The 20,791-nt window shown below is 63.8% G+C and carries 25 protein-coding genes; 21 read left to right on the top strand and 4 right to left on the bottom strand.

Translation table 11 applies throughout. From position 1 onward, the window contains the following. Positions 1 to 3: 3 nt before the first annotated feature. The 8 genes from ACEWQ0_RS07220 (at position 4) to ACEWQ0_RS07185 (ending at position 7,697) form a co-directional block, all read left to right on the top strand. Positions 4 to 423: an ExbD/TolR family protein gene (locus ACEWQ0_RS07220; RefSeq protein WP_476483252.1), complete on the top strand. Its 420-nt coding sequence runs from the start codon at positions 4 to 6 to the stop codon at positions 421 to 423. Beyond that, complete coding sequence (msbA, locus tag ACEWQ0_RS07215) at positions 420 to 2,156, top strand: lipid A export permease/ATP-binding protein MsbA (RefSeq protein WP_476483251.1); 1,737 nt, start codon at positions 420 to 422, stop codon at positions 2,154 to 2,156. The genes ACEWQ0_RS07220 and msbA overlap by 4 nt, the downstream gene beginning before the upstream one ends. 7 nt (positions 2,157 to 2,163) lie before the next feature. Beyond that, positions 2,164 to 3,153 (top strand): tetraacyldisaccharide 4'-kinase, encoded by a 990-nt coding sequence (gene lpxK / locus ACEWQ0_RS07210; RefSeq protein ID WP_476484935.1) that lies wholly within the window; start codon positions 2,164 to 2,166, stop codon positions 3,151 to 3,153. Beyond that, on the top strand, positions 3,150 to 3,890 hold the full coding sequence (gene kdsB, locus ACEWQ0_RS07205) for a 3-deoxy-manno-octulosonate cytidylyltransferase (RefSeq protein ID WP_476484934.1): 741 nt from the start codon (positions 3,150 to 3,152) through the stop codon (positions 3,888 to 3,890). The genes lpxK and kdsB overlap by 4 nt, the downstream gene beginning before the upstream one ends. 46 nt (positions 3,891 to 3,936) lie before the next feature. Next, entirely contained in the window at positions 3,937 to 4,401 is a 465-nt protein-coding gene (locus tag ACEWQ0_RS07200; RefSeq protein WP_476483248.1) for a low molecular weight protein-tyrosine-phosphatase, read from the top strand. Further along, the gene (uvrC, locus tag ACEWQ0_RS07195; RefSeq protein WP_476484933.1) at positions 4,398 to 6,215 is read left to right on the top strand and encodes an excinuclease ABC subunit UvrC; all 1,818 of its coding nucleotides are present in this window, start codon (positions 4,398 to 4,400) and stop codon (positions 6,213 to 6,215) included. The genes ACEWQ0_RS07200 and uvrC overlap by 4 nt, the downstream gene beginning before the upstream one ends. A 67-nt stretch (positions 6,216 to 6,282) precedes the next feature. Further along, the gene (pgsA, locus tag ACEWQ0_RS07190) at positions 6,283 to 6,837 is read left to right on the top strand and encodes a CDP-diacylglycerol--glycerol-3-phosphate 3-phosphatidyltransferase (RefSeq protein ID WP_476484932.1); all 555 of its coding nucleotides are present in this window, start codon (positions 6,283 to 6,285) and stop codon (positions 6,835 to 6,837) included. A gap of 44 nt (positions 6,838 to 6,881) precedes the next feature. Continuing rightward, positions 6,882 to 7,697, top strand: a complete 816-nt coding sequence (locus ACEWQ0_RS07185) for a class I SAM-dependent methyltransferase (RefSeq protein WP_476483245.1) — start codon at positions 6,882 to 6,884, stop codon at positions 7,695 to 7,697. A gap of 22 nt (positions 7,698 to 7,719) precedes the next feature. Here the strand turns inward: ACEWQ0_RS07185 and ACEWQ0_RS07180 are convergent, their stop codons facing one another. Both ACEWQ0_RS07180 and ygfZ read right to left on the bottom strand, forming a co-directional pair. After that, positions 7,720 to 8,859: a phosphate/phosphite/phosphonate ABC transporter substrate-binding protein gene (locus tag ACEWQ0_RS07180; protein ID WP_476483244.1), complete on the bottom strand. Its 1,140-nt coding sequence runs from the start codon at positions 8,857 to 8,859 to the stop codon at positions 7,720 to 7,722. 51 nt (positions 8,860 to 8,910) lie between these two features. After that, positions 8,911 to 9,717 (bottom strand): CAF17-like 4Fe-4S cluster assembly/insertion protein YgfZ, encoded by an 807-nt coding sequence (ygfZ, locus tag ACEWQ0_RS07175; RefSeq protein ID WP_476483243.1) that lies wholly within the window; start codon positions 9,715 to 9,717, stop codon positions 8,911 to 8,913. Between the two features lie 20 nt (positions 9,718 to 9,737). Here ygfZ and ACEWQ0_RS07170 point away from each other — a divergent pair, with 20 nt between their 5' ends. From ACEWQ0_RS07170 to fghA, 10 genes are all read left to right on the top strand, one after another. Beyond that, a complete protein-coding gene (locus tag ACEWQ0_RS07170; RefSeq protein WP_476483242.1) occupies positions 9,738 to 9,950 on the top strand; it encodes a DUF1674 domain-containing protein in 213 nt (70 codons plus the stop codon). 29 nt (positions 9,951 to 9,979) lie between these two features. After that, positions 9,980 to 10,357 carry a succinate dehydrogenase, cytochrome b556 subunit gene (gene sdhC / locus ACEWQ0_RS07165; protein ID WP_476483241.1) on the top strand — a complete coding sequence of 126 codons (378 nt, stop codon included), beginning with the start codon at positions 9,980 to 9,982 and terminating at the stop codon, positions 10,355 to 10,357. Continuing rightward, a complete protein-coding gene (sdhD, locus tag ACEWQ0_RS07160) occupies positions 10,354 to 10,737 on the top strand; it encodes a succinate dehydrogenase, hydrophobic membrane anchor protein (RefSeq protein WP_476483240.1) in 384 nt (127 codons plus the stop codon). Before sdhC ends, sdhD begins: the two co-directional genes overlap by 4 nt. Before the next feature lie 2 nt (positions 10,738 to 10,739). After that, positions 10,740 to 12,527 (top strand): succinate dehydrogenase flavoprotein subunit, encoded by a 1,788-nt coding sequence (gene sdhA, locus ACEWQ0_RS07155; RefSeq protein WP_476483239.1) that lies wholly within the window; start codon positions 10,740 to 10,742, stop codon positions 12,525 to 12,527. Between the two features lie 5 nt (positions 12,528 to 12,532). Then, positions 12,533 to 13,318 (top strand): succinate dehydrogenase iron-sulfur subunit, encoded by a 786-nt coding sequence (locus ACEWQ0_RS07150; protein WP_476483238.1) that lies wholly within the window; start codon positions 12,533 to 12,535, stop codon positions 13,316 to 13,318. A gap of 168 nt (positions 13,319 to 13,486) precedes the next feature. Continuing rightward, the gene (locus ACEWQ0_RS07145; RefSeq protein ID WP_476483237.1) at positions 13,487 to 13,744 is read left to right on the top strand and encodes an FAD assembly factor SdhE; all 258 of its coding nucleotides are present in this window, start codon (positions 13,487 to 13,489) and stop codon (positions 13,742 to 13,744) included. A gap of 10 nt (positions 13,745 to 13,754) precedes the next feature. Beyond that, positions 13,755 to 14,150, top strand: a complete 396-nt coding sequence (locus ACEWQ0_RS07140; protein ID WP_476483236.1) for a hypothetical protein — start codon at positions 13,755 to 13,757, stop codon at positions 14,148 to 14,150. After that, positions 14,150 to 14,836, top strand: coding sequence for a monofunctional biosynthetic peptidoglycan transglycosylase (gene mtgA / locus ACEWQ0_RS07135; protein ID WP_476483496.1), 687 nt, complete (start codon positions 14,150 to 14,152; stop codon positions 14,834 to 14,836). The genes ACEWQ0_RS07140 and mtgA overlap by 1 nt, the downstream gene beginning before the upstream one ends. A gap of 79 nt (positions 14,837 to 14,915) precedes the next feature. Continuing rightward, a complete protein-coding gene (locus tag ACEWQ0_RS07130) occupies positions 14,916 to 16,025 on the top strand; it encodes an S-(hydroxymethyl)glutathione dehydrogenase/class III alcohol dehydrogenase (RefSeq protein ID WP_476483235.1) in 1,110 nt (369 codons plus the stop codon). 13 nt (positions 16,026 to 16,038) lie between these two features. Next, positions 16,039 to 16,887, top strand: coding sequence for an S-formylglutathione hydrolase (fghA, locus tag ACEWQ0_RS07125; RefSeq protein ID WP_476483234.1), 849 nt, complete (start codon positions 16,039 to 16,041; stop codon positions 16,885 to 16,887). Positions 16,888 to 17,131: 244 nt separating this feature from the next. Here the strand turns inward: fghA and acs are convergent, their stop codons facing one another. Continuing rightward, the gene (gene acs / locus ACEWQ0_RS07120; RefSeq protein WP_476483233.1) at positions 17,132 to 19,093 is read right to left on the bottom strand and encodes an acetate--CoA ligase; all 1,962 of its coding nucleotides are present in this window, start codon (positions 19,091 to 19,093) and stop codon (positions 17,132 to 17,134) included. A 243-nt stretch (positions 19,094 to 19,336) separates the two neighbouring features. Here acs and ACEWQ0_RS07115 point away from each other — a divergent pair, with 243 nt between their 5' ends. Next, the gene (locus ACEWQ0_RS07115; protein WP_476483232.1) at positions 19,337 to 20,011 is read left to right on the top strand and encodes a Crp/Fnr family transcriptional regulator; all 675 of its coding nucleotides are present in this window, start codon (positions 19,337 to 19,339) and stop codon (positions 20,009 to 20,011) included. Positions 20,012 to 20,064: 53 nt separating this feature from the next. Here ACEWQ0_RS07115 and ACEWQ0_RS07110 read toward each other — a convergent pair whose 3' ends face one another. Then, entirely contained in the window at positions 20,065 to 20,229 is a 165-nt protein-coding gene (locus ACEWQ0_RS07110; protein ID WP_476483495.1) for a DUF1328 family protein, read from the bottom strand. A 164-nt stretch (positions 20,230 to 20,393) separates the two neighbouring features. Here ACEWQ0_RS07110 and ACEWQ0_RS07105 point away from each other — a divergent pair, with 164 nt between their 5' ends. Together ACEWQ0_RS07105 and ACEWQ0_RS07100 are read left to right on the top strand one after the other, a co-directional pair. Further along, complete coding sequence (locus tag ACEWQ0_RS07105; RefSeq protein WP_476483231.1) at positions 20,394 to 20,585, top strand: CsbD family protein; 192 nt, start codon at positions 20,394 to 20,396, stop codon at positions 20,583 to 20,585. A 3-nt stretch (positions 20,586 to 20,588) separates the two neighbouring features. After that, positions 20,589 to 20,768: a hypothetical protein gene (locus tag ACEWQ0_RS07100; RefSeq protein WP_476483230.1), complete on the top strand. Its 180-nt coding sequence runs from the start codon at positions 20,589 to 20,591 to the stop codon at positions 20,766 to 20,768. The last annotated feature ends 23 nt before the right edge of the window (positions 20,769 to 20,791 follow it).

The raw sequence follows: 20,791 nt of genomic DNA, 5'->3' as shown, positions 1-20,791 counted from the left end.
ATCATGAAGCTGCAGCAGGAAGAACGTGAAGAGCCGGAGGTCAACCTCACGTCGCTGATCGACGTGGTGTTTCTCCTGCTGATTTTCTTCATGGTGTCAACCACTTTCGAGCGCCAGGCTCTGTTGCGTCTGGATCTGCCCGAGGCGAGCACCGCCGAAGCCGAATCAATACCCGAAGTCGTTGAGTTCATGATCACCGATGACGGTCGATTGTTCGTCGGCGAGCAAGAGCTGGTCGACCAGCGCCGGACCACGGTACGAGCCGCGATTGTCCGGCGTTTCGCCGAGAATCCCGAGGCCGTGCTGGTGGTGCGTGCCGACGCCGAGGCGCCGCATCGTCTGGTGGTGCGCGTGCTCGATTCGGCTGCGGCCGAAGGCATTGAGCGCGTCAGTATTGCCGCCATCGAAGAGGAGGCACAATGACTGGTGGGCAGGTCTATCGTCGCTTGCTGGCCATGGTGCTCAAGCACCGCGCTATTTTTGCCATGGCGCTGGTGGCTGTCGCCCTCGACGCGGCCGGGCAGGGGCTGTTCTTTTATCTGCTGCGCCCGCTGATCGACGACACCATCGCCAATCCCGACCCCGAGTTCAACTACCTTCTGCCGGCGCTGGTATTCCTGTCGCTGATCTTGCGCGTGGTCGGCAACTTCGGCGGCGAGTTCGGCATGCAGTGGGTCGGGCGCAAGCTGATTGCCGATCTGCGCAGCGCCCTGTTCGATCGTTATCTGGAGCTGCCGGCGGCGTACTTCGATCGTGAATCGTCGGGGCAGATGATTTCGCGGGTGACCTACAACACCGAGCAAGTGGCCAACGCGGCCACCAAGGCCCTGATCGGAATTTCCCGCGATGTCATGACGGTGATTGCCCTGTTCGGCGTGATGCTGATCCAGTCGTGGCGATTGACGACGTCGCTGCTGGTACTGCTTCCCATCATCGGCGTGATTGCCTACGTCATCAGCCGCCACTTTCGACGCATCTCCACCGACATCCAGGATTCGATGGGAGACGTGACCCATGTGACCGAGGAGGCGGTCAACGGCCACCCGGTGATCAAGGTCTTCGGTGGGCAGCAGCATGAGCGCGGCAAGTTTCACGACATCAACGAAAGCAACCGCCGACTGCACCTGCGGCTGGTCGGAACGCAGCTGCTGTCGTCTTCCCTGGTGCAGTTGGCTGCCGGGGTCGCGCTGGTGGTTCTGCTGGTCGTCGCCGCCAGTGAGCTGATGGGCGACACCGTGACCGCCGGCATCTTCATGTCGGTGCTGGCGGCGCTGGCGGCGATGATTCCGCCGCTCAAGCGTCTGACCAAGATGCATGTCGTCATCGAACGCGGCGTGGCCGGGGCGGAGAGCATCTTCCACGTGGTCGACACGCCCGGCGAGGTCGATGACGGCGACCATGCGCCGGAAAAAGTCCACGGCGATATCCGCTTCGAAAGTGTTGGGTTTTCCTATCCCGACGCCAGCAATTCCGCGCTGATTGATCTCGATCTCCAGATACCGGCTGGCGGGGTCACGGCCCTGGTCGGGCGCTCGGGTTCGGGTAAGAGCACCATTGCCAAGCTGCTGCCGCGCTTCTATCAGCCGGCCTCGGGGCGCATTCTGGTGGATGGCGTCGATATTCGCGAATTCAGGCTGGCGGCGCTGCGGCAGCAGATTGCACTGGTCAGCCAGGACGTGGTGCTGTTCAACGACACCATCGCCCGCAACATTGCCTACGGCGGCCTGGCCGGCGCATCGCCTGAACAGATCGAGGAGGCGGCGCGCGCGGCGCACGCCATGGAGTTCATCGAGCGGCTGCCCAAGGGGCTGGACACCCCCATTGGCGAAGGGGGGTCGCTGCTGTCAGGCGGCCAGCGCCAGCGCATTGCCATAGCCCGCGCCGTGCTCAAGGATGCGCCGATCCTGATCCTTGATGAGGCCACTTCGGCGCTGGATGCCGAATCGGAGCAGGCGGTCCAGGACGCCCTGGAGGTGCTGATGGAAAACCGCACGACGCTGGTGATCGCCCATCGCCTGGCCACGGTCCAGATGGCCGATCAGGTGGTGGTACTCGATCAGGGCAGAGTCGTGGAGTCGGGCTCGCACGCTGAACTCCTCGAGCGCGACAAGGGCCTTTACCGCTACCTGCATCGGCTTCAGCTGGCCGGGGCATGAACCCGCGGTGAAGGCTCGTCTGGAACGCGCTCTCAATCGCAGGTGGTACTCCGCGCAGCCTGCACCCTGGTGGCTGCGCGCATGGGTGCCGCTTTATCGTGTGTTGTCTGCCTCGCGCCGTCGGCGACCGAAGGAAAACCCTGCCTGTCCGGTGATTGTCGTGGGCAATATCACCGTCGGCGGCAGCGGCAAGACGCCGGTTGTTGCGGCGCTGGCACGTGCGCTGTCGCTGGCCGGTTACGCGCCGGCCATCATCAGTCGCGGCTATGGCGCACGGTCCGGCGATACCCCCCGGGCGGTGACGCCGTCGAGTGATCCCGCAAAGGTGGGTGATGAGCCGGTTTTGCTCACCCGACGAGCCGGTTGTGCGGTGTGGGTCTGCCGCGACCGGCGGGCGGCGCTGGCGGCGGCGGTAGCCGGTGGCGCCAACGTGGTGCTGGCCGACGATGGCCTGCAGCACCCGCGCCTTCCCAGAAGCTGGGAGATCTGTGTCATTGACGGCCAGCGTGGGTTCGGCAACGGGGAGTTGCTGCCGGCCGGCCCGTTGCGCCAGGAGGTTGATCGGCTGGCCAGCGTCGATGAGGTGCTGGTCAAGTGCTCCGGCAGCGACCGCAAGACGATGGCGCTGCCGGGGCGAGCGTTCGGGGTGCAGCCCGGCGCACCATATCGCCTGGGGACGCTGACGGCGACCGGCTCAGGGCCCGCGGCAGGGGAGCTCGATGCAGTGTGTGCAATTGGCAATCCGGAAAGCTTTTTTGAGCTGCTCGAAGCTTTGGGTTATCGCATTCGCCGGCACGCCTTCCCCGACCATCATGACTACAACGCCGAGGATCTCGCCGCTCTGGCGGGCCCATTGATCGTTACCGAAAAGGATGCGGTCAAGCTCGAGCGCTTGACCGGCCTGCCCGAGACCTGGGTGCTGCCGATCGAGGCCCGGCTGCCGGAGGTGACGATTACCGCTGCTGTCGGGCATGTGCGAGAATTCGGTCCGCCATGAACACTTTTCATATCCTGATTCCAGCGCGGTTGGGGGCGACGCGTCTGCCGCGAAAGCCGCTGGCCGAGCTGGCCGGCCGGGCCCTGATCCTGCGCGTGTGCGACCGCGCCCGCGCGGCGGGAGCAGCCAGCGTGCATGTCGCCACCGACAGTGAAGCGGTCGCCGACTGCGTGCGCGCCGACGGCGGCGAGGTGCTGATGACCCGCAGCGATCATCGTTCGGGCACCGATCGCCTGGCCGAAGCCGCCGCGATGCTCGGCCTGGAAGAAGACGCCATCGTGGTCAATCTGCAGGGGGATGAGCCCGAGATGCCGGCAGCCTGCCTGCGGCAGGTGGCCAAGCTGCTGGCGTCCAGCAGGGGCGCAAGCATGGCCACGCTCTGGCGGCCGCTGGAAAACGAGGCGGAATGGCGTCGGCCCGATGTGGTCAAAATGGTTTGCGATGCGCGTGGACGGGCGCTGTATTTTTCCCGTAGCCCCATTCCTAATGTGCGTGACGGCGGTTGGCCGATGCAAATGGCACGGGCGCACCTCGGGCTCTACGCCTACCGCGCCGGTGCGCTGAGCCAGTGGCGCGCACTGCCGGCATCGGATCTGGAGACGCTGGAATCGCTCGAGCAGCTGCGCGCGCTGTCCGCCGGCTGGATGATCGCCAGCGAGCAAGCGGTCGCGCCGGTGCCGGGCGGCATCGATACGCCGGCAGATCTGGCGGCGGCTGCGCGGCGCCTGGCACCCTGAGCGCAGCGCCATATTCGATATTGGTTGAAGGAGGTCAAGCAAGTTCATGAAAAGCATGCTTTTTGTTTGCCTGGGCAATATCTGCCGAAGCCCGACCGCTCAGGCGGTTTTTGACTGGAAGCTGCAGCAGGCCGGGCTGGTCATCGACACCGACTCGGCGGGCACCAGCGGCTACCACGCCGGCAATCCGCCGGACACGCGATCGCAGCGAATCGCGCGGGAGTGGGGGCTGGATATCAGCCAGCAGTGTGCGCGGCGGGTGGTCGAAGATGATTTTCGTCGCTTTGACGCCATCTTTGTCATGGATCGCTCGAACCTTCAGGCCATGCGGTCAATGGCGCCGGCCGACCACCGCTGTCGCCTGGATCTGGTCATGTCGCTGGCGCCGGACTATGGCGTCGACGAGGTGCCCGATCCCTACTATGGCGGCGAAGACGGGTTCAAGCGGGTGATCGACATGCTGGAAGTGGCGGCCGATCGTCTGGTCGAGGAACTTGGCCGGCGCCGATGAAAGAGGGCTTTGACGGGCCAGCTTTTGCCCGCAGCCTGAGCACGGGTCCGGGCGTCTACCTGATGCGTGATGCCGAAGGCAAGGTGCTGTATGTCGGCAAGGCGCGCAATCTGAGGCGCCGGGTGGCCAGCTATTTCAGCCGGCGCGACCTGGGCGCCCGGCTGAACCTCATGGTGCGCAAGATCGCGCGCATGGAAGTCAGCCTGACGCGCACCGAAGCCGAGGCCCTGCTGCTGGAAAATGAATGGATCAAGGCCCATCGACCGCGCTTCAACATCAATCTTCGTGACGACAAGAGCTATCCCTGGATCCGCCTGGAGGTGGGCCACGATTATCCGCGTATCGGCTTCTACCGCGGCCCGCGCAAGCCGCCGCACCGTTATTTCGGCCCGTTCTCCAGCGCGGGAGCCGTACGTGAGGCGCTCAACCAGATCTATCGCCTCTTCGGCTTGCGGCAGTGCCGGGACACGGTGTTCGAAAACCGTACGCGCCCGTGTCTCCAGTACCAGATCAATCGCTGCAGCGCCCCCTGCGTGGGCTATATCAGCAAGAGCGACTATGCCCGCGATGTCGCCGCGGCCGTGCAGTTTCTCGAGGGCCGCAACGAAGAGGTGATCGAGCACCTGGCCGGGCGCATGGAAGAGGCATCCGCGGCCCTGGAGTTCGAGAAGGCGGCAGCCTATCGCGATCGCATTCAGGCGGTACAGCAGGTGCGCAGCAGTCAGTTCGTGACCGGCGGCACGGGCGAGATGGATATCATCGGCATGCATGTTGAAGCCGGCAAGGCCTGCATCCATGTCGTGGAGTTTCGGCACGGGCGAAACGTGGGCGGCCGCAGCCATTTTCCCGGCAATGTGCATGCGGATATGGACGCGGCGGATATTCTGGCCGCGTTTCTGGGACAGTATTTTGCCGAACGCAGGCCGCCGGCTGAAATTCTGCTGTCGCAGGCGCCAGCCGATGCCGGTCTATGGGAAGAGGCTCTGGGCTCGCGCCGGGGCGCTGGCGTGAGCCTGGCCTGGCGTTTACGCGGACAGCGCGCCGAATGGGTTCGCCTGGCGGTTGCCAACGCCGCCGATGCACTCAGGCGGCGACTGTCCGAACGCGACCAGATCGGGCGCGGGCTGGCGGCGCTGGCCGATATGCTGGAAATGCCCAATCCTCCCGAGCGCCTGGAATGTTTTGATATTTCGCATATTTCGGGTACGGAAACCGTCGGCTCCTGCGTCGTCTTCGGGCCGCGCGGCCCGGAAAAAAAGCATTACCGACGTTTCAATATCAGCGGTATAGAGCCCGGTGACGACTACGCAGCCATGGAACAGGTGCTGCGGCGACGCTATTCGCAGGCGCTGGAAAAGAAAGACGTGCTGCCGGATCTGGTGATCATCGATGGCGGCAAGGGCCAGCTCGGGCGAGCGCGCGAGGTTTTCGAGGAGCTCGGCCTGGATGCCATTCCGCTTCTGGGTGTTGCCAAGGGGGCGGCGCGTCGGGCCGGGCATGAACGCTTCATCATGGGTGAGCGCGAAGCCGTTCCCGGGCCGCACCACCCGGCGTCCCATCTGGTGCAGCAGGTGCGTGATGAAGCGCATCGCTTTGCCATTGCCGGCCACCGCCAGCGCCGCCAGAAACGGGCCCAGGCCTCACCACTGGAGCAGGTGCCGGGTATCGGCCCCAAGCGTCGTCAGGCATTGCTCAAGACTTTTGGCGGGCTGCAGGGCATCCGCAAGGCCGGCGTTGACGAACTCGCCCGTGTGGACGGCATCAGCCGCAAACTGGCTGAAGCCGTCGCCCGACACTTCGGCGGGCAGCAATGAGGCTTACCCTGGCCCGCCCGTTGCGGGATAATGGCGTTTTCCCGGCCTTTGGAGCAAAGCGTTGCAGTTGACCATACCGACACTATTGACGCTGTTTCGTATTGCGTTCATTCCGGTGCTCGTACTGGTTTTCTATCTGCCGTTCGAGGCATCGAACCAGGTCGCGGTGGCTTTGTTCGTTCTCGCTGCGGTGACCGATGGACTTGACGGCTGGGTGGCCCGGCGCTGGGGCATGACCAGCAGTTTCGGCGCCTTTCTTGATCCCGTGGCCGACAAACTGATGGTGGCTGTCGCGCTGCTGCTGATCGTGCAGCGACATCCCGAAATCGATATCACGCTGTCGGCGGCCATCATCATCGGACGCGAGATCACGATCTCGGCGCTACGCGAATGGATGGCGGCCCTCGGCGAAGCGGGGCGGGTCAAGGTGGTCTGGGTCGGCAAGGTCAAGACCATCCTGCAGATGGTGGCCATCGGTTTTCTGCTTTATGGCGAGTCACTGTGGGCCATTCCGGTGCTCGACATCGGGCGCTGGCTGCTGGTTCTGGCTGCCCTGCTCACCATCTGGTCGATGGTGTTGTATCTGCGTGCTGCCTGGCCTGCGATTCGTCGCCAATCCTGAATCTGTCCCGCCGGGGCAATGGTATTCCAACGGAGTTTTCAAGCATGTCTGGCAAGGACAAGGCACATACGCTGGCCGATCAGGCTGATCGTCATATCCTGTATGAAAATAGTGTTCAGGATCCCGAGTCGGAGCTGGAGTTCGTCTCTGAAACCTTTCATGATCTGACCGATCGCCCGCTGCGTTTCATCCGCGAGGACTTCTGCGGGACCGCAAACACCGCCTGCTACTGGGTGGCAAGCCATCCTGACCGATGGGCGGTGGGCGTGGACCTGGATGCCGAAGTTCTTGCCTGGGGGCGACAGCATCATCTGCAAACGCTCACGCCGGAGCAGCGGGCCCGCATCGAGCTGGTGGAAAGCGATGTCATGCAGGCACAAACGCAGCCGGTCGATGCCGTTCTGGCCATGAACTTCAGTTATTACCTGTTCACGACCCGGGCGACGCTGCGCGCGTACTTCGAGCGGGTTCGAGAATTTCTGGTCGACGATGGCGTGCTGTTTCTGGATGCCTTCGGCGGCTACGATGCCCATCGTGAGCTCGAAGAGCGCACCGAGTATGACGATTGGACCTACGTCTGGGACCAGGCCAGCTTCGATCCGATACAGCACGCCATGACCTGTCAGATTCACTTCGAGTTTCCGGATGGCTCGGAGATGCGCCGCGCCTTCGAATACCACTGGCGATTGTGGACGCTGCCGGAGATCAGGGAGCTGCTGGAAGAGGCCGGCTATTCTTCAGTGGCGGTCTACTGGGAAGGAACCGACGAGGACACCGGCGAAGGCGACGGCATCTACGAGCCGGCCGAAACCGGCGATGCCGACGCCGGCTGGATCTGCTATCTGATCGCGCGCCGGTAGCGTTGCGCGCGTCCGCCTGGACTCAAAGAATCGAGTAGACCAGGTTGAGCCACTCCTCGAGGCCGTCGTATTGCTCGGCCTGAGCTGCGACGAAGCGCTCGATCGCGAGCTCGTCGAGCACTGTTGGTCGCGCTTCGTCTTCATGCAGAGACAGCAGGGCATCGCTGATTTCCTGCTGGATGTCTTCTGCGACCTCCGGGCTGGCGGCAACGGTCAGCCCCGGAAACTCCTGTGAAGTCAGAATGCTGGTCATGTCATCGTAGCGTGAGACCACCCGCCCGGGGGCGATCGCCGCTGCGGCCGCACCGGAGACGGCAAGCTCGGCTGCATCCTGCCAGGAACTGGCGCCGGACTGGATGATGGGCTGCTGCATGGGGTTCTTGAACCAGTTGATGAGCACCAGGTAGCCAAGGCTGGGCGCCGGCATGGTTGCAATCTGTCGGCCGATGAAGTCCTGCACGCTGGCCTCTGCGTTGTCAGTGGCGCTGAGCAGTGAATAAGTGATCGGCGCTTCGGCCCGAACCAGTGGAGTGAAGTCGTACTCGCGCATGCGGTGGGCTACGAGGTGCGGCTCTTCCAGGACGATATGGGGGCTTTCTCCCCGTCGGGTGCTCAGCCAGTAACGATGAAAGTCGGGCGCAAGCGTCAGTTCAAAACGATACGGCAAGCTGTCGTTGAGGTAGTTGACCAGTGGCCGATAGATCTGCTCGGCGGTTTCCGGCGGGAAGACGGGATGTGCCTGCACGACGAAGATTTCGGCGCTGCCGGCGTTCGCGTCCGCAGCCGGCTCTGGGGCTGCCGCCTCGGCCGTTGCCGAATCTTGCGGCGGCTGCGCATCCTCTCCCTGCTGCGGGGGCGGTGCTTCCTCCAGCACCTCGACAGCATCCGCCTCGGCTGCCGCGGGAGGAGGGGCCGTGTCTCCGGCCTGCTCGGAAACCGCTTCCACTGCTTGTTCGGCAGACGATGCCGGCTCAGGCGATTGGTTTTCCGGCGCTTCGGGAAGCTCCGGCTCCCGGGCCGGATCGGTTTGCTCAACCGGCTCTTGCTGCTGAACAGTTTGCTCCGGGGGCGGCTCCTGATCCTGGCTGTCTTCTTGCGCCCAAGACCCTGCCGCCAGCATCAGAGCCATCATCAGGCTGGCCAATTGGCTTGATGTTTTCATTGAGCTGGCCCCTCTAAATTCATGATTTGTTGATTTCTTTTGCCCCGGATGTTAGCACAGCGTTTCTGCCGCCGTCACTTTCGCCGGGCACGTGTTTTCCCCGACTCGGATCCAGACCTGCCCGCCGTCGGCAATCCTGTTGTCCAGCACGGCGAGTCCGGCGCCGGCATCGCTGTCGCCGAAGCCATAGAGCCAGTGACCGACACGCCGCCCCTGCTCATCGGCAAGCCGGGCATGGGCCGGCACCTCCAGGCCGGAGTCGAGAATCAACCCGGTTGTGCGGTACTTGACCTTGCCGCGAAAATGCAGGCGGGCGATAACCTCCTGGCCGGGGTAGCAGCCCTTGTCATGCACCAGCCCGCCCAGCGCTTCCAGCCCCAGCCATTGCGGCAGGTGCTGCCGGGCCGAAGCCGGCTCCAGCCAGGGCAGGGCGAGGCACAGATCCAGACGCTGCCAGCGCCGCTGCGCCGCAGCATCTGCCGTCGCCTCGATTCCGGCAGTCAGGCCGCGCCCGGGGTCCGGGCCAAGCACGGCAGTGGCGGCATCGGGGTGGAAAGAGCCGGCCACAGGTCCGGGTTCGGAGATGGTCACCTTGCGGCCAATGGTGAACATCGCGAGCGTCTTGCCGACGTCTTCGGCCTGGCTTGCGGGCAGGATGAGCTCGATGCGGTCTTCAGCGCTGCGCGCTATCATGAAGGCGATCACACGGCCCTTGGGATCGCAGCAGGCCAGCGGCGCCCAGCGTTCGCCGGAGAGCGTATTCACGTCGACGGTGAACTGGGCCTGGGCAAAATCATGGGCATCGGCGCCCTCGATCGAAAAGGACGCCAGATGAGCAAGACTGAATCTATTCGGCATGCCGGGTAAAATGGAGCGTCATGAACGGTTATAATTGTACATCTTCGGACACGACCCCGGATCCGGATGCCGCCGAGCCGGTCGCTGAAAAGCCATCCGGCAGCAGCATGCCGGATTCACTGCCGGAAAGCTCGCCAGACGAGCGGCCTCGGGAGTACGGCGGTCGACGGCAGGGTCTCGATCCGACCCGCTACGGTGACTGGGAGAAGGACGGTCGCTGCATTGATTTCTGAATTCCACTGATACCGGGAGCATCAAAGCCATGGCGACGGACAACCGCCCCTTATCTCCGCATCTGCAGGTGTATCGCCCGCAGCTGACCTCGGTCACTTCCATCCTGCATCGCTTCAGCGGTCTGCTGCTGAGCCTGGGCATGGTCATGGTGGTGGCCTGGCTGGTCGGGTTGGCGGCCGGCGAGCAGGCCTACGCCACCGTCAATGCCTGGCTGGCCAGCCCGCTGGGGCTGATTTTCCTGTTCGTCTGGACGGTCACGCTGTTCTACCACCTGTTCAATGGCATCCGGCACCTGCTGTGGGATGCCGGCTGGCTGCTGGAGCTCAAGGGCGCCTACGCCTCGGGCTGGACGGTCTTGGCCCTGACTGTCATCGTGACTGCCATCGTCTGGGGAGGTCTGCTGTGACACAACTTCGACATCCGCTGCAACAGGCTCATAACCACGGTTCGGCCGGCGACGGCGTCGGTCACTGGTGGATCCAGCGCCTGACTGCCATCTTTCTGGTGGCGCTCACGGGCTGGCTGGTGTGGGCGCTGACGACGCTTGTCGGCGCCGACCATGCCGCTGCGGCGGCTTTCATTGCCCATCCGGTCAATGCCGTGCTCGCAATCCTTTTCGTGGTCGTCGCCTTTCACCACGGCCAGCTCGGCCTGCAGGTGGTCATCGAGGACTACGTCCACAGTCGCGCCGTCGAGCTGGCGCTGATCGTGCTGATCCGGGCGGCGGCGCTGTTCGGCGGCCTGCTGGCCGCAATTGCCATTCTCAAACTGGCCCTGGGAGTCTGAACTTGAGTAGCTACGACATCACCCGGCACGAATATGACGTGCTGGTCATCGGCGCGGGCGGTGCCGGCCTGCGCGCCACCATGGGCCTGGCCGCCACCGGCCTGAAGACCGCCTGCATCACCAAGGTGTTTCCCACCCGTTCGCACACCGTGGCCGCCCAGGGCGGCATGAGTGCCGCGCTCGGCAACATGGGCGAAGACGACTGGCGCTGGCACATGTACGACACCGTCAAGGGGTCGGACTGGCTCGGCGATCAGGACGCCATCGAATACATGTGCAAGAACGCCATGCAGGCGGTGGTGGAGCTGGAACACTTCGGCGTGCCGTTCTCGCGTACCGAAGAGGGCAAGATCTACCAGCGTCCCTTCGGCGGCATGACCACGCACTTCGGCGAGGGCACGGCCCAGCGCACGGCCGCTGCGGCCGACCGGACCGGGCATGCCATCCTGCACACGCTCTACCAGCAGTCGCTCAAGCACAACGCCGAATTCTTCATCGAGTACTTCGCCCTCGATCTGCTGATGGACGACGACGGCGCCTGCCGCGGCGTGCTGGCCTGGGATCTCACCAACGGCACCCTGCACGAGTTTCGCGCCCACGGCGTGATTCTGGCCACCGGTGGCTACGGGCGAACCTATTTTTCCTGCACTTCGGCGCATACCTGCACCGGCGACGGTGGCGGCATGGCCCTGCGCGCAGGCCTGGCGTTGCAGGACATGGAGTTCGTCCAGTTCCACCCCACCGGCATCTACGGCGCCGGCTGCCTGATCACCGAAGGCGTGCGCGGCGAGGGTGGTTACCTGACCAACTCCGAAGGCGAGCGTTTCATGGAGCGCTATGCGCCCAACGCCAAGGATCTGGCATCGCGCGACGTGGTTTCGCGCTCGATGACCATCGAGATTCGCGAAGGCCGCGGGGTAGGGCCTGACAAGGACCACATTCATCTCAACCTGCAGCACCTGGGGCCCGAGGTCATCAACGAGCGCCTGCCGGGCATTGCCGAGTCGGCGCGCATCTTCGCCGGCGTGGACGTGACCAGGGACCCCATCCCGGTGCTGCCCACGGCGCACTACAACATGGGCGGCGTTCCGACCAACCATCACGGCGAGGTCGTGACCCTGGCCGACGGCGATCCCGAGCGTGTCGTGCCGGGCCTGTACGCCGTTGGCGAAGCCGGCTGCGTGTCGGTCCACGGCGCCAACCGCCTGGGTTCCAACTCGCTGCTTGATCTGATCGTCTTCGGTCGGGCCGTGGCCCTGCGCTGTGGCGAAACCATCGAGCCCGGGCAAACCCACAAGCCGTTGCCCGAGGGCACCGTCGACCGAATCGTCGACGATTTCGATCGTATCCGCCACGCCGACGGCGAGTTGCCCACCGCCACGATCCGCGACCGGATGCAGCGCGTCATGCAGGAAGACGCAGCCGTGTTCCGCAGCGCCGATACCCTGGCGGTCGGTCGCGAGCGAATCACCGAGGTGGCCGACAGCTTCAGCAACGTCAAGGTCTCGGACCGCTCGCTGGTGTGGAACTCCGACCTGGTCGAAACGCTCGAGCTTCGCAACCTGCTCGGCAACGCCGTGACCACGATGGCTGCGGCCGAAAATCGTACCGAAAGTCGCGGCGCCCACGCGCGCGAGGACTATAGCGAGCGCGACGACGACAACTGGATGAAGCACAGCCTCATCTGGATGGATGACAATCACAAGACGAGAATCGACTACCGGCCGGTGCGCATGCAAACGCTGACCGATGAAGCCGAAGTCATTCCTCCCCGGAAACGGACTTACTGACGACCATGGCTGAATTCAGACTTCCGAAGAATTCGCGCATCGGCAAGGGCCGGCACCATCCGGCGCCCGAGGGCGCGAGCAAGGTCAAGACCTTTCACGTCTACCGCTGGAGCCCGGACGACGGCGACAATCCGCGCGTCGACTCCTTCGACATCGATCTTGAAGACTGCGGCCCGATGGTGCTCGACGCGGTCATCAAGATCAAGAACGAGATCGATCCGACCCTGACTTTCCGGCGTTCGTGCCGCGAGGGCATCTGCGGATCGTGCGCGTTCAATATCGACGGCACCAACACGCTGGCGTGTACGAAGGGCATTGACGAGATCAAGGGAGACGTCCGGATCTACCCGCTGCCGCACATGCCGGTGGTCAAGGATCTGGTGCCCGATCTGACGCACTTCTATGCGCAGTACGCCTCGATTCGTCCCTGGTTGCGTACGCAAAGCCCGGCACCGCCGGACAAGGAGCGTCTGCAGTCGCCGGAAGACCGCAAGCATATCGACGGGCTCTACGAGTGCATTCTGTGCGCCTGCTGCTCGACCGCCTGCCCCAGCTACTGGTGGAGCGGCGAGCGCTATCTTGGCCCCGCCGTTCTGCTGCAGGCCTATCGCTGGCTGGTCGACTCGCGCGACGAGGCCACGGGCGAGCGCCTGGACGACCTCGAGGATCCGTTCCGTCTGTATCGCTGCCACACCATCATGAACTGCACCAACACCTGCCCCAAGGGGCTGAATCCGGCCAAGGCGATTGCCGAGATCAAGAAGATGATGCTGGCCAGGCGAAGCCTCTGAAAACCCAAATTGCGAGTATCGGCCAACTACGTACCGGATAGCTGCCAAGTAGCAAGCACCAGATTGCAAGTAGCAAACAAATTCGAACGACCGAAACTCGAATGATCGAAACAGATGAGGTGCGCCGCCGGGCCATACTGCATCCACCCACCGAGGAGCCCAGCGGATATGAGCAGTGATCAGCCGCCTTCGAGACTGCGCTGGCGCTGCCGGCGCGGCATGCAGGAGCTTGACGTGATGCTCGGCAGCTGGCTGGAAGAGTGCTGGAGCCAGGCCGATGCCCGCCGGCGCGAGGCTTTCGAACGCCTGCTTGAGGTCGAGGACGACCGACTTTGGGACTGGCTGCTGGGGCGCGCCCGACCCGAGCCGGAGCTGCAAGCCATCGTCGAGGCCATTCGTGCCCGCCACTTCTCGCCCTCGGCGTAATGACTGGCTGGTGAAACCGGCGCGCGGCGCGGCGCTGGCTGTAGCCGGGCTGAGCCTGCTGGCCTGCCTGGCGGCATTCATCAACGCTCTGCCCACGCCGCTGCAATTCCTTCTCGCTCTGCTCGCACTGCTTGGAGGTGGCCTGTCGGTTCGGCGCCTGCTGCGGCCGAAAATCGTCGCCCTGGAGGTGGCCGGGCGCAGGGTGTGCGTCCGTCAGGCGAGCGACGATCATGTCGTGCGGGGCGAGCTCGCCGGCCTGCCGTTCGTCTCGCCGGCCTATGTCGGCTTTCGCTGGCGACCCGACGCCGCCGGGCTGCCGCGCTCGATCGGGTTGTTCAGGGCGCAGTTGAGCGCGACTGATTTCCGCAGGCTGTGCCGCGAGCTGCGCCAGGCGATCGAGGCGTGATGCGAGTTGTTCGCACCACCGGCAAGTGGCTGCTGCGCCTGGCATTGCTGGGGGTGATGGTGCTTGTCGGCCTGACCCTGCCGCTGCGCTGGGTCGACCCGGCCACCTCGGCCTACATGACCCTGGATGCCTGGCGCAACGATCGCGCCGTTCGCCAGACGTGGGTGGCATCCGAGCACATTTCCGATCACCTCAAGCTCGCCGTGATTGCGGCCGAAGACCAGAAGTTTCCTCACCATCATGGTTTCGATCTCAAGCAGATCAAGGAAGCCGTCGATCACCACCTCGACGGTGGCCGCCTGCGCGGGGCGAGCACCATCAGCCAGCAGCTGGCGCGCAATCTGTATCTGTGGTCGGGTGGTGGCTGGGTTCGAAAGGGGCTGGAGGCCGCCATCACGGTGCCGCTGGAGCTGTTCGTGCCCAAGCACCGACTGCTCGAGATCTACCTCAATATCGTCGAGTTCGATACTGGCGTCTATGGTGCCGAGGCCGCCGCGCGACACTACTTCGGCAAATCGGCTGCCGGGCTTTCCCGCGCCGAGGCCGCCCGGCTTGCGGCGGTTTTGCCGGCGCCAAAACGTTTCGATGCCGACCGGCCCGACGATTTTCTGCTGGCGCGCCAGCGCTGGATTCTGCACCAGATGGACAACCTGGGATCAGGCTGGGTGCCCGAGCCTGAGCGCTGATCTTCACAGGCGCCAATCCTTCTGTGCGCGCGGCTTTGCTACCCTGTGGTCTGACGTTACCGGAAAAGGAGCTCGCTCCATGAAGTCCACCGCTGCAGTTGCCTGGAAAGCCGGCGAGCCGCTGGAGCTGACCGAAATCGAGGTCGAAGGCCCCAGGGCCGGCGAGGTGCTCGTCGAAATCGTCGCCACCAGCGTCTGTCACACCGACGCCTACACGCTCTCGGGCGCCGACCCGGAAGGGCTGTTTCCTTCTGTGCTTGGCCACGAGGGCGGCGGTATCGTGCGCGAGGTGGGCCCCGAGGTCACCAGCGTGGCGCCGGGCGACCACGTCATCCCGCTCTACACGGCCGAGTGCGGCCAGTGCAAGTTCTGCCGCTCGGGCAAGACCAATCTGTGCCAGGCGGTGCGCGCCACGCAAGGGCAGGGCGTGATGCCCGACGGCAGCTCGCGCTTTTCACTCGGCAGCGACAAGCTGCATCACTACATGGGCACTTCGACGTTCAGTCAATTCACGGTCGTGCCCGAAGTCTCGCTGGCAAAGGTCTCGAAGGAGGCGCCGCTGGACAAGATCTGCCTGCTCGGCTGTGGCGTGACCACCGGCATTGGTGCCGTGCTCAACACTGCGAAAGTCGAGCCCGGTTCGACGGTGGCCGTCTTCGGCCTTGGCGCGATCGGCCTGGCAGTCATCCAGGGCGCGGTCATGGCCGGCGCCGAGCGCATCATCGCCATCGACATCAACGCCGACAAGTTCGATCTGGCAGGTCAGTTCGGAGCCACCGATTTCGTCAACCCCAAAGACCACGATGACACCATCCAGGAGGTCATCGTCGACCTGACCGACGGCGGCGTCGATTACTCGTTCGAGTGCATCGGCAACGTCAACGTCATGCGCCAGGCGCTGGAGTGCTGCCACAAGGGCTGGGGCGAGTCGGTCATTATCGGCGTGGCCGGTGCCGGCGAGGAAATCTCGACCCGGCCGTTCCAGCTCGTTACCGGCCGGGTGTGGCGCGGCTCGGCTTTCGGCGGCGTCAAGGGCCGCAGCGAGTTGCCCGGCTATGTCCAGCGCTACATGGATGGCGAGATCAAGATCGACGAGTTCATCACCCACGAAATGCCTTTTGCCAGAATCAACGAGGCCTTCGAGTTGCTCGATGCCGGCAAGAGCATTCGTACCGTTCTGCATTACTGAGTTGAGTGAAGACATGAATTATCAGCTGGAAGAATTGGCCGCCAACCGCAGTTTCGGCGGCTGGCACAAGCGTTTCAAACATCGCTCCGAGGTGCTTGATTGCGACATGATCTTTGGCGCCTATCTGCCACCGGCGGCCGAAACCACGCCGGTGCCTGCGCTGTGGTGGCTGTCCGGGCTGACCTGCACCGATCAGAACTTCATGGAAAAGGCCGGCGCCCAGCGCATGGCCGCCGAGCTGGGCGTGGCGATCATCGCCCCGGATACCAGTCCGCGCGGAGTTGATCTGCCGGGCGAGGACGACAGCTACGATTTCGGCTCGGGGGCCGGTTTTTACCTCAATGCCACTCGCGCGCCCTGGGATCGTCATTACCGCATGTTCGACTACGTGACCGAAGAGCTGCACCAGCTGGTTTCGGGCAGCCTGCCGGTCAGCGATCGCCAGGCGATTTCCGGGCACTCCATGGGCGGCCACGGCGCGCTGATCTGTGCGTTGCGCAAACCCGATCAGTACCGCTCGGTCTCGGCCTTTGCGCCGATCGCCAATCCGATGGAGTGCGACTGGGGCCAGAAGGCCTTCAGCGGTTATCTGGGCGACGACCGTGAAGCGTGGAAAGAGTGGGACGCCAGCGAGCTGATTCGCACGCGCGGCAGCGATCATTCACTGCTGGTCGACCAGGGCGAGGCCGACAATTTCCTGCACGACGGCCAGCTTCGGCCCGAGGCACTGGAGGCGGCCTGCAAGGCGGCGGGGGTCGAACTCGATCTGCGCCGGCAGCCGGACTATGACCACTCCTATTTCTTCATCGCCAGCTTCATCGACGACCACCTGCGCCATCACGCGCGGTATCTGAAGCCGTAGCGCGGCCGTCGCGGCGACGGCTGGTGGTGGTTCATGAGAATCAAGACCCTGTAACCACGGAATACACGGGAAATACGGAACGGAACGTGGGGAGACTCGAGCAGCGGAGCTGACCCTGACGGGCAAGCAGTCATCCGTGTATTCCGTGTTTTCAGTGGCTCCCGGATTTGGCAGCAAGACAGCGGAGCCGTGCGCTGTTGCCGCTCGGCTCCGCTTTCCAGGCAGCTGAGCTTCAGGCCCCGGATCAGCCGCGGCGATGCTGCTCGATCAGGTCGTCGACCACACCCGGGTCGGCCAGGGTCGAGGTGTCGCCGAGCTGATCGTATTCGTCGGCCGCGATCTTTCTCAGTATCCGCCGCATGATCTTTCCCGAGCGCGTCTTGGGCAGGTGGGGCGCCCACTGCAGGTGATCGATCGTCGCGATCGGCCCGATCTCGTTGCGCACCCACTGGACGAGCTCGTCGGCCAGCTCGTCGCTGCCCTTGCGTCCGGCCATCAGGGTGACGTAGGCGTACACGCCCTGGCCCTTGATGTCGTGCGGAAAGCCGACCACGGCTGCCTCGGCGACGGCTTCGTGCGCCACCAGCGCTGACTCCACTTCGGCCGTGCCCAGGCGATGGCCCGAGACGTTGATGACATCGTCGACGCGACCGGTGATCCAGTAATAGCCGTCTTCGTCGCGGCGCGCCGCATCACCGGTGAAATAGCGGCCGGGGAAAGTCGCGAAATAGGTTTCGCCGAAGCGCTTGTGGTCGCCGTAAACGGTGCGCATCTGGCCGGGCCAGCTGTCGTTGAGCACCAGGATGCCCTCGGCTGCACCTTCGAGCTCGTTGCCCTCGTTGTCGACGATGGCCGCCTCGACGCCGGGCAGGGGCAGGGTGGCCGAGCCGGGCTTGAGATCGGTGGCGCCCGGCAGCGGGCTGATCAGGATGCCGCCGTTTTCGGTCTGCCACCAGGTGTCGACGATCGGGCAGCGGCCCTCGCCGACTACTTCGTGATACCACTCCCAGGCTTCCGGGTTGATCGGCTCGCCGACGGTGCCGAGAATGCGCAGGCTCTTGCGGCTTGCCTTCTTCACCGGTGCTTCGCCGCCGCGCATCAGCGCGCGAATGGCCGTCGGGGCGGTATAGAAGATGTTGACCTGATGCTTGTCGACCACCTGCCAGAAACGGCTGGTGTCGGGATAGTTGGGCACGCCCTCGAACATCAGCGTGGTTGCGCCGTTGGCCAGCGGGCCGTAGACGATGTAGCTGTGGCCGGTCACCCAGCCGATATCGGCGGTGCACCAGTAGATATCGCCGTCGTGATAGTCGAAGACTCTCTCGTGGGTCCAGGCGCACCAGGCCAGGTAGCCGCCGGAGGTATGAAGCACGCCCTTGGGCGCGCCGGTCGAGCCCGAGGTGTAGAGAATGAACAGGGGATCCTCGGCCCCCATTTCCTCGGGTTCGCATTCAGCGTCGACGTGCTCGAGCTCGTCGTGCAGCCAGCGATCGCGGCCCTCGTGCCAGTCGATGTCCTCGCCGGTATTTCTCACCACCAGCACCGTGTCGATGCGCTCGGCGGCGTCCTTGTTCTCGAGTGCGCGGTCGACGTTCTTCTTCAGCGCGGTGGTACGCCCGCCACGGCGCCCGGCGTCGGCGGTGATGACGATGCTGGCCTCGCAGTCGACGATGCGACTGGCCACGGCGTCGGGCGAAAAGCCGCCAAAGACCACCGAGTGCACGGCACCGATGCGCGCACAGGCCAGCATGGCCACGGCGGCATCGGGAATCATCGGCATGTAGAGGGTGACGCGATCGCCCTTGCCCACGCCCTGACGCTTGAGCACGTTGGCGAAGCGGCACACGCGCGCGTGGAGCTGGCGATAGGTGATCTTTTCTTCGTTGCCCGGCTCGTCGCCTTCCCACAGAATCGCAACCTGGTCGCCGCGGGTTTCCAGGTGACGGTCGAGACAGTTGGCGGCCACGTTGAGCGTGCCGTCGTCAAACCAGCGGATATGCAGATCGTCAAGGTCGAAGTTGACGTCCCTGATGCGCGAGTAGGGCTTGATCCAGTCGATCGTCTGTCCGATCCGATTCCAGAAACGGTCCGGATCCGCGCCGGCCTCGCGGCGGAGTTCCTGGAAGCGCTTCTGGTCGACGTGGGCGGTTTTTGCGATCTCCTCGGGAACGGGATGGGTTTGCGCTTGGGGATGATTCTCTGACATGGCTTCGTTTCCTCCTCGGTGGCCCGGCAAGGCCAGGTGGACGCTGGCATTCAGTGTCGCCAAAGCCCGCGGGCTTGTAAAGACGGTGTCGGCATGGTCGGTCCCGTGACTTTCCGGGACCGCGGCAACAGGTGGTGGTCAGCGAGGCGAGAGGGCAGGGGCACTTGTGCAATGACTGCGCCTGACATAGGATGCCTGCTAACCGATCCGGAGTGCCGATCGTTGGCGGAAAAAAGCTGCATCGTGGCCCAATTCAGGCGCCACGCTGATCTGAATGACAGTGAAATTCGCCTCCTGCGCGCGCTGGAAGATGATGCGCAGGCGTTTCCGGCCGGCAGCGTATTGAGCGAGGCTGGCCGGGAGGCCAACCACTTTTTCATTCTGCAGGCAGGGTGGGCCTGCGCGACGCGGCTGCTGGCCAACGGTCAACGGCAGGTTCTGGATATATTCCTCCCCGGTGGCATCATGGGCCTGCGCGATATCGGCTTTTCTCATACCCAGGCGGAAATGAGCGCGCTGACCGACGTGTTCGCCTGTCCCTTTCCGGTCGAGCATTTTGACGAAATCTTCGAACAGTCTCCCAGGCTGGCGCGGATCTTTTTCCTCAAGCTGGTTCAGGAAAACGCCTTGTTGACCGAGCGCATCATCAATATCGGTCGTCGACCCGCAGTCGAGGCGCTGGCGCATTTTCTTCTGGAAATGAAGGCGCGCCTGAAAGTGTCGGGTAATGAATTCGAGCTGCCGCTCAACCAGAATGTGATCGCCGATGCTCTGGGCATCAGCACCGTGCATGTCAGCCGGACGCTGGCGCAACTCAAGGACAAGGGGCTGGCGCGTACTTGCCACAACCGCGTCATCATCGACAATCTCGATGCGCTGGTGGCGCTGTCGGGTTTCGATCCGGCCTATCTGGCGTAGGTCAGATCGGAACGGGGGCGGCAACGCTGCCGACCCCCGCTTTCAGCAGCGCGTCAGACTCTCGGTTTGCGGCCGCTGATGAAGAAAATCAATGCCACGATCAGGCCGACGACGAACAGGATCCAGGCAATACTCGAGGCTGTTCCTGCGACGCCGCTCATGCCGAGAGCCCCGGCGATGATCGCGATGATGAGAAATATCAAAGCCCATGTAAGCATGTCGTATTCCTTTCTTATTTGTGAAAAGGAGCTGAGATCGTAGGTCAGCTTGTGCGCTTTGTCTTTAACCTTTGTTATGGACGTCGACGCCGTCAGCGCTGTATCGTGCGCGTTTGGCAAGTCAATCGATCAGCCAGGGTGGCTTGATAACGAGAGGTCGCACGATGGAAAAGTACCAGGCGAAAGCCAAGTGGAACCGCTTTACCGCGAGTGTCAAGCAAGAGTGGGGGGAGCTGACCGATGACGAGGTCAGTCAGGCAGAGGGCAATCTTGACGAACTGATTGCCCGGATTCAGGAGAAGTATGGCGAAAGCCGCGAGGCAATTGCCGAAAAACTCAATAAAATGAAGGAGTGAACCATGAGAAAGCTGATTGACAACAAGCTGTTCAACGTCCTGTGTGCGCTTTTGCTGGCCCTGTCGGTCGGCGTGCTGGCCGGCTGTGAGCAGCAGGGCCCGGCCGAAGAAGCCGGTGAAAACATCGACGAAGCCGCAGAAGAGGTCAAGGACGAAGTCGACGACGCCACCAGTGGTGGCTGATCCCGGGCTTGCGATGCTTGCCA

Source organism: Wenzhouxiangella sp. YN9 (assembly GCF_056324165.1).
Note: the sequence above shows the minus strand (reverse complement) of the source record. Positions and strands in the feature narration are given on the sequence as shown.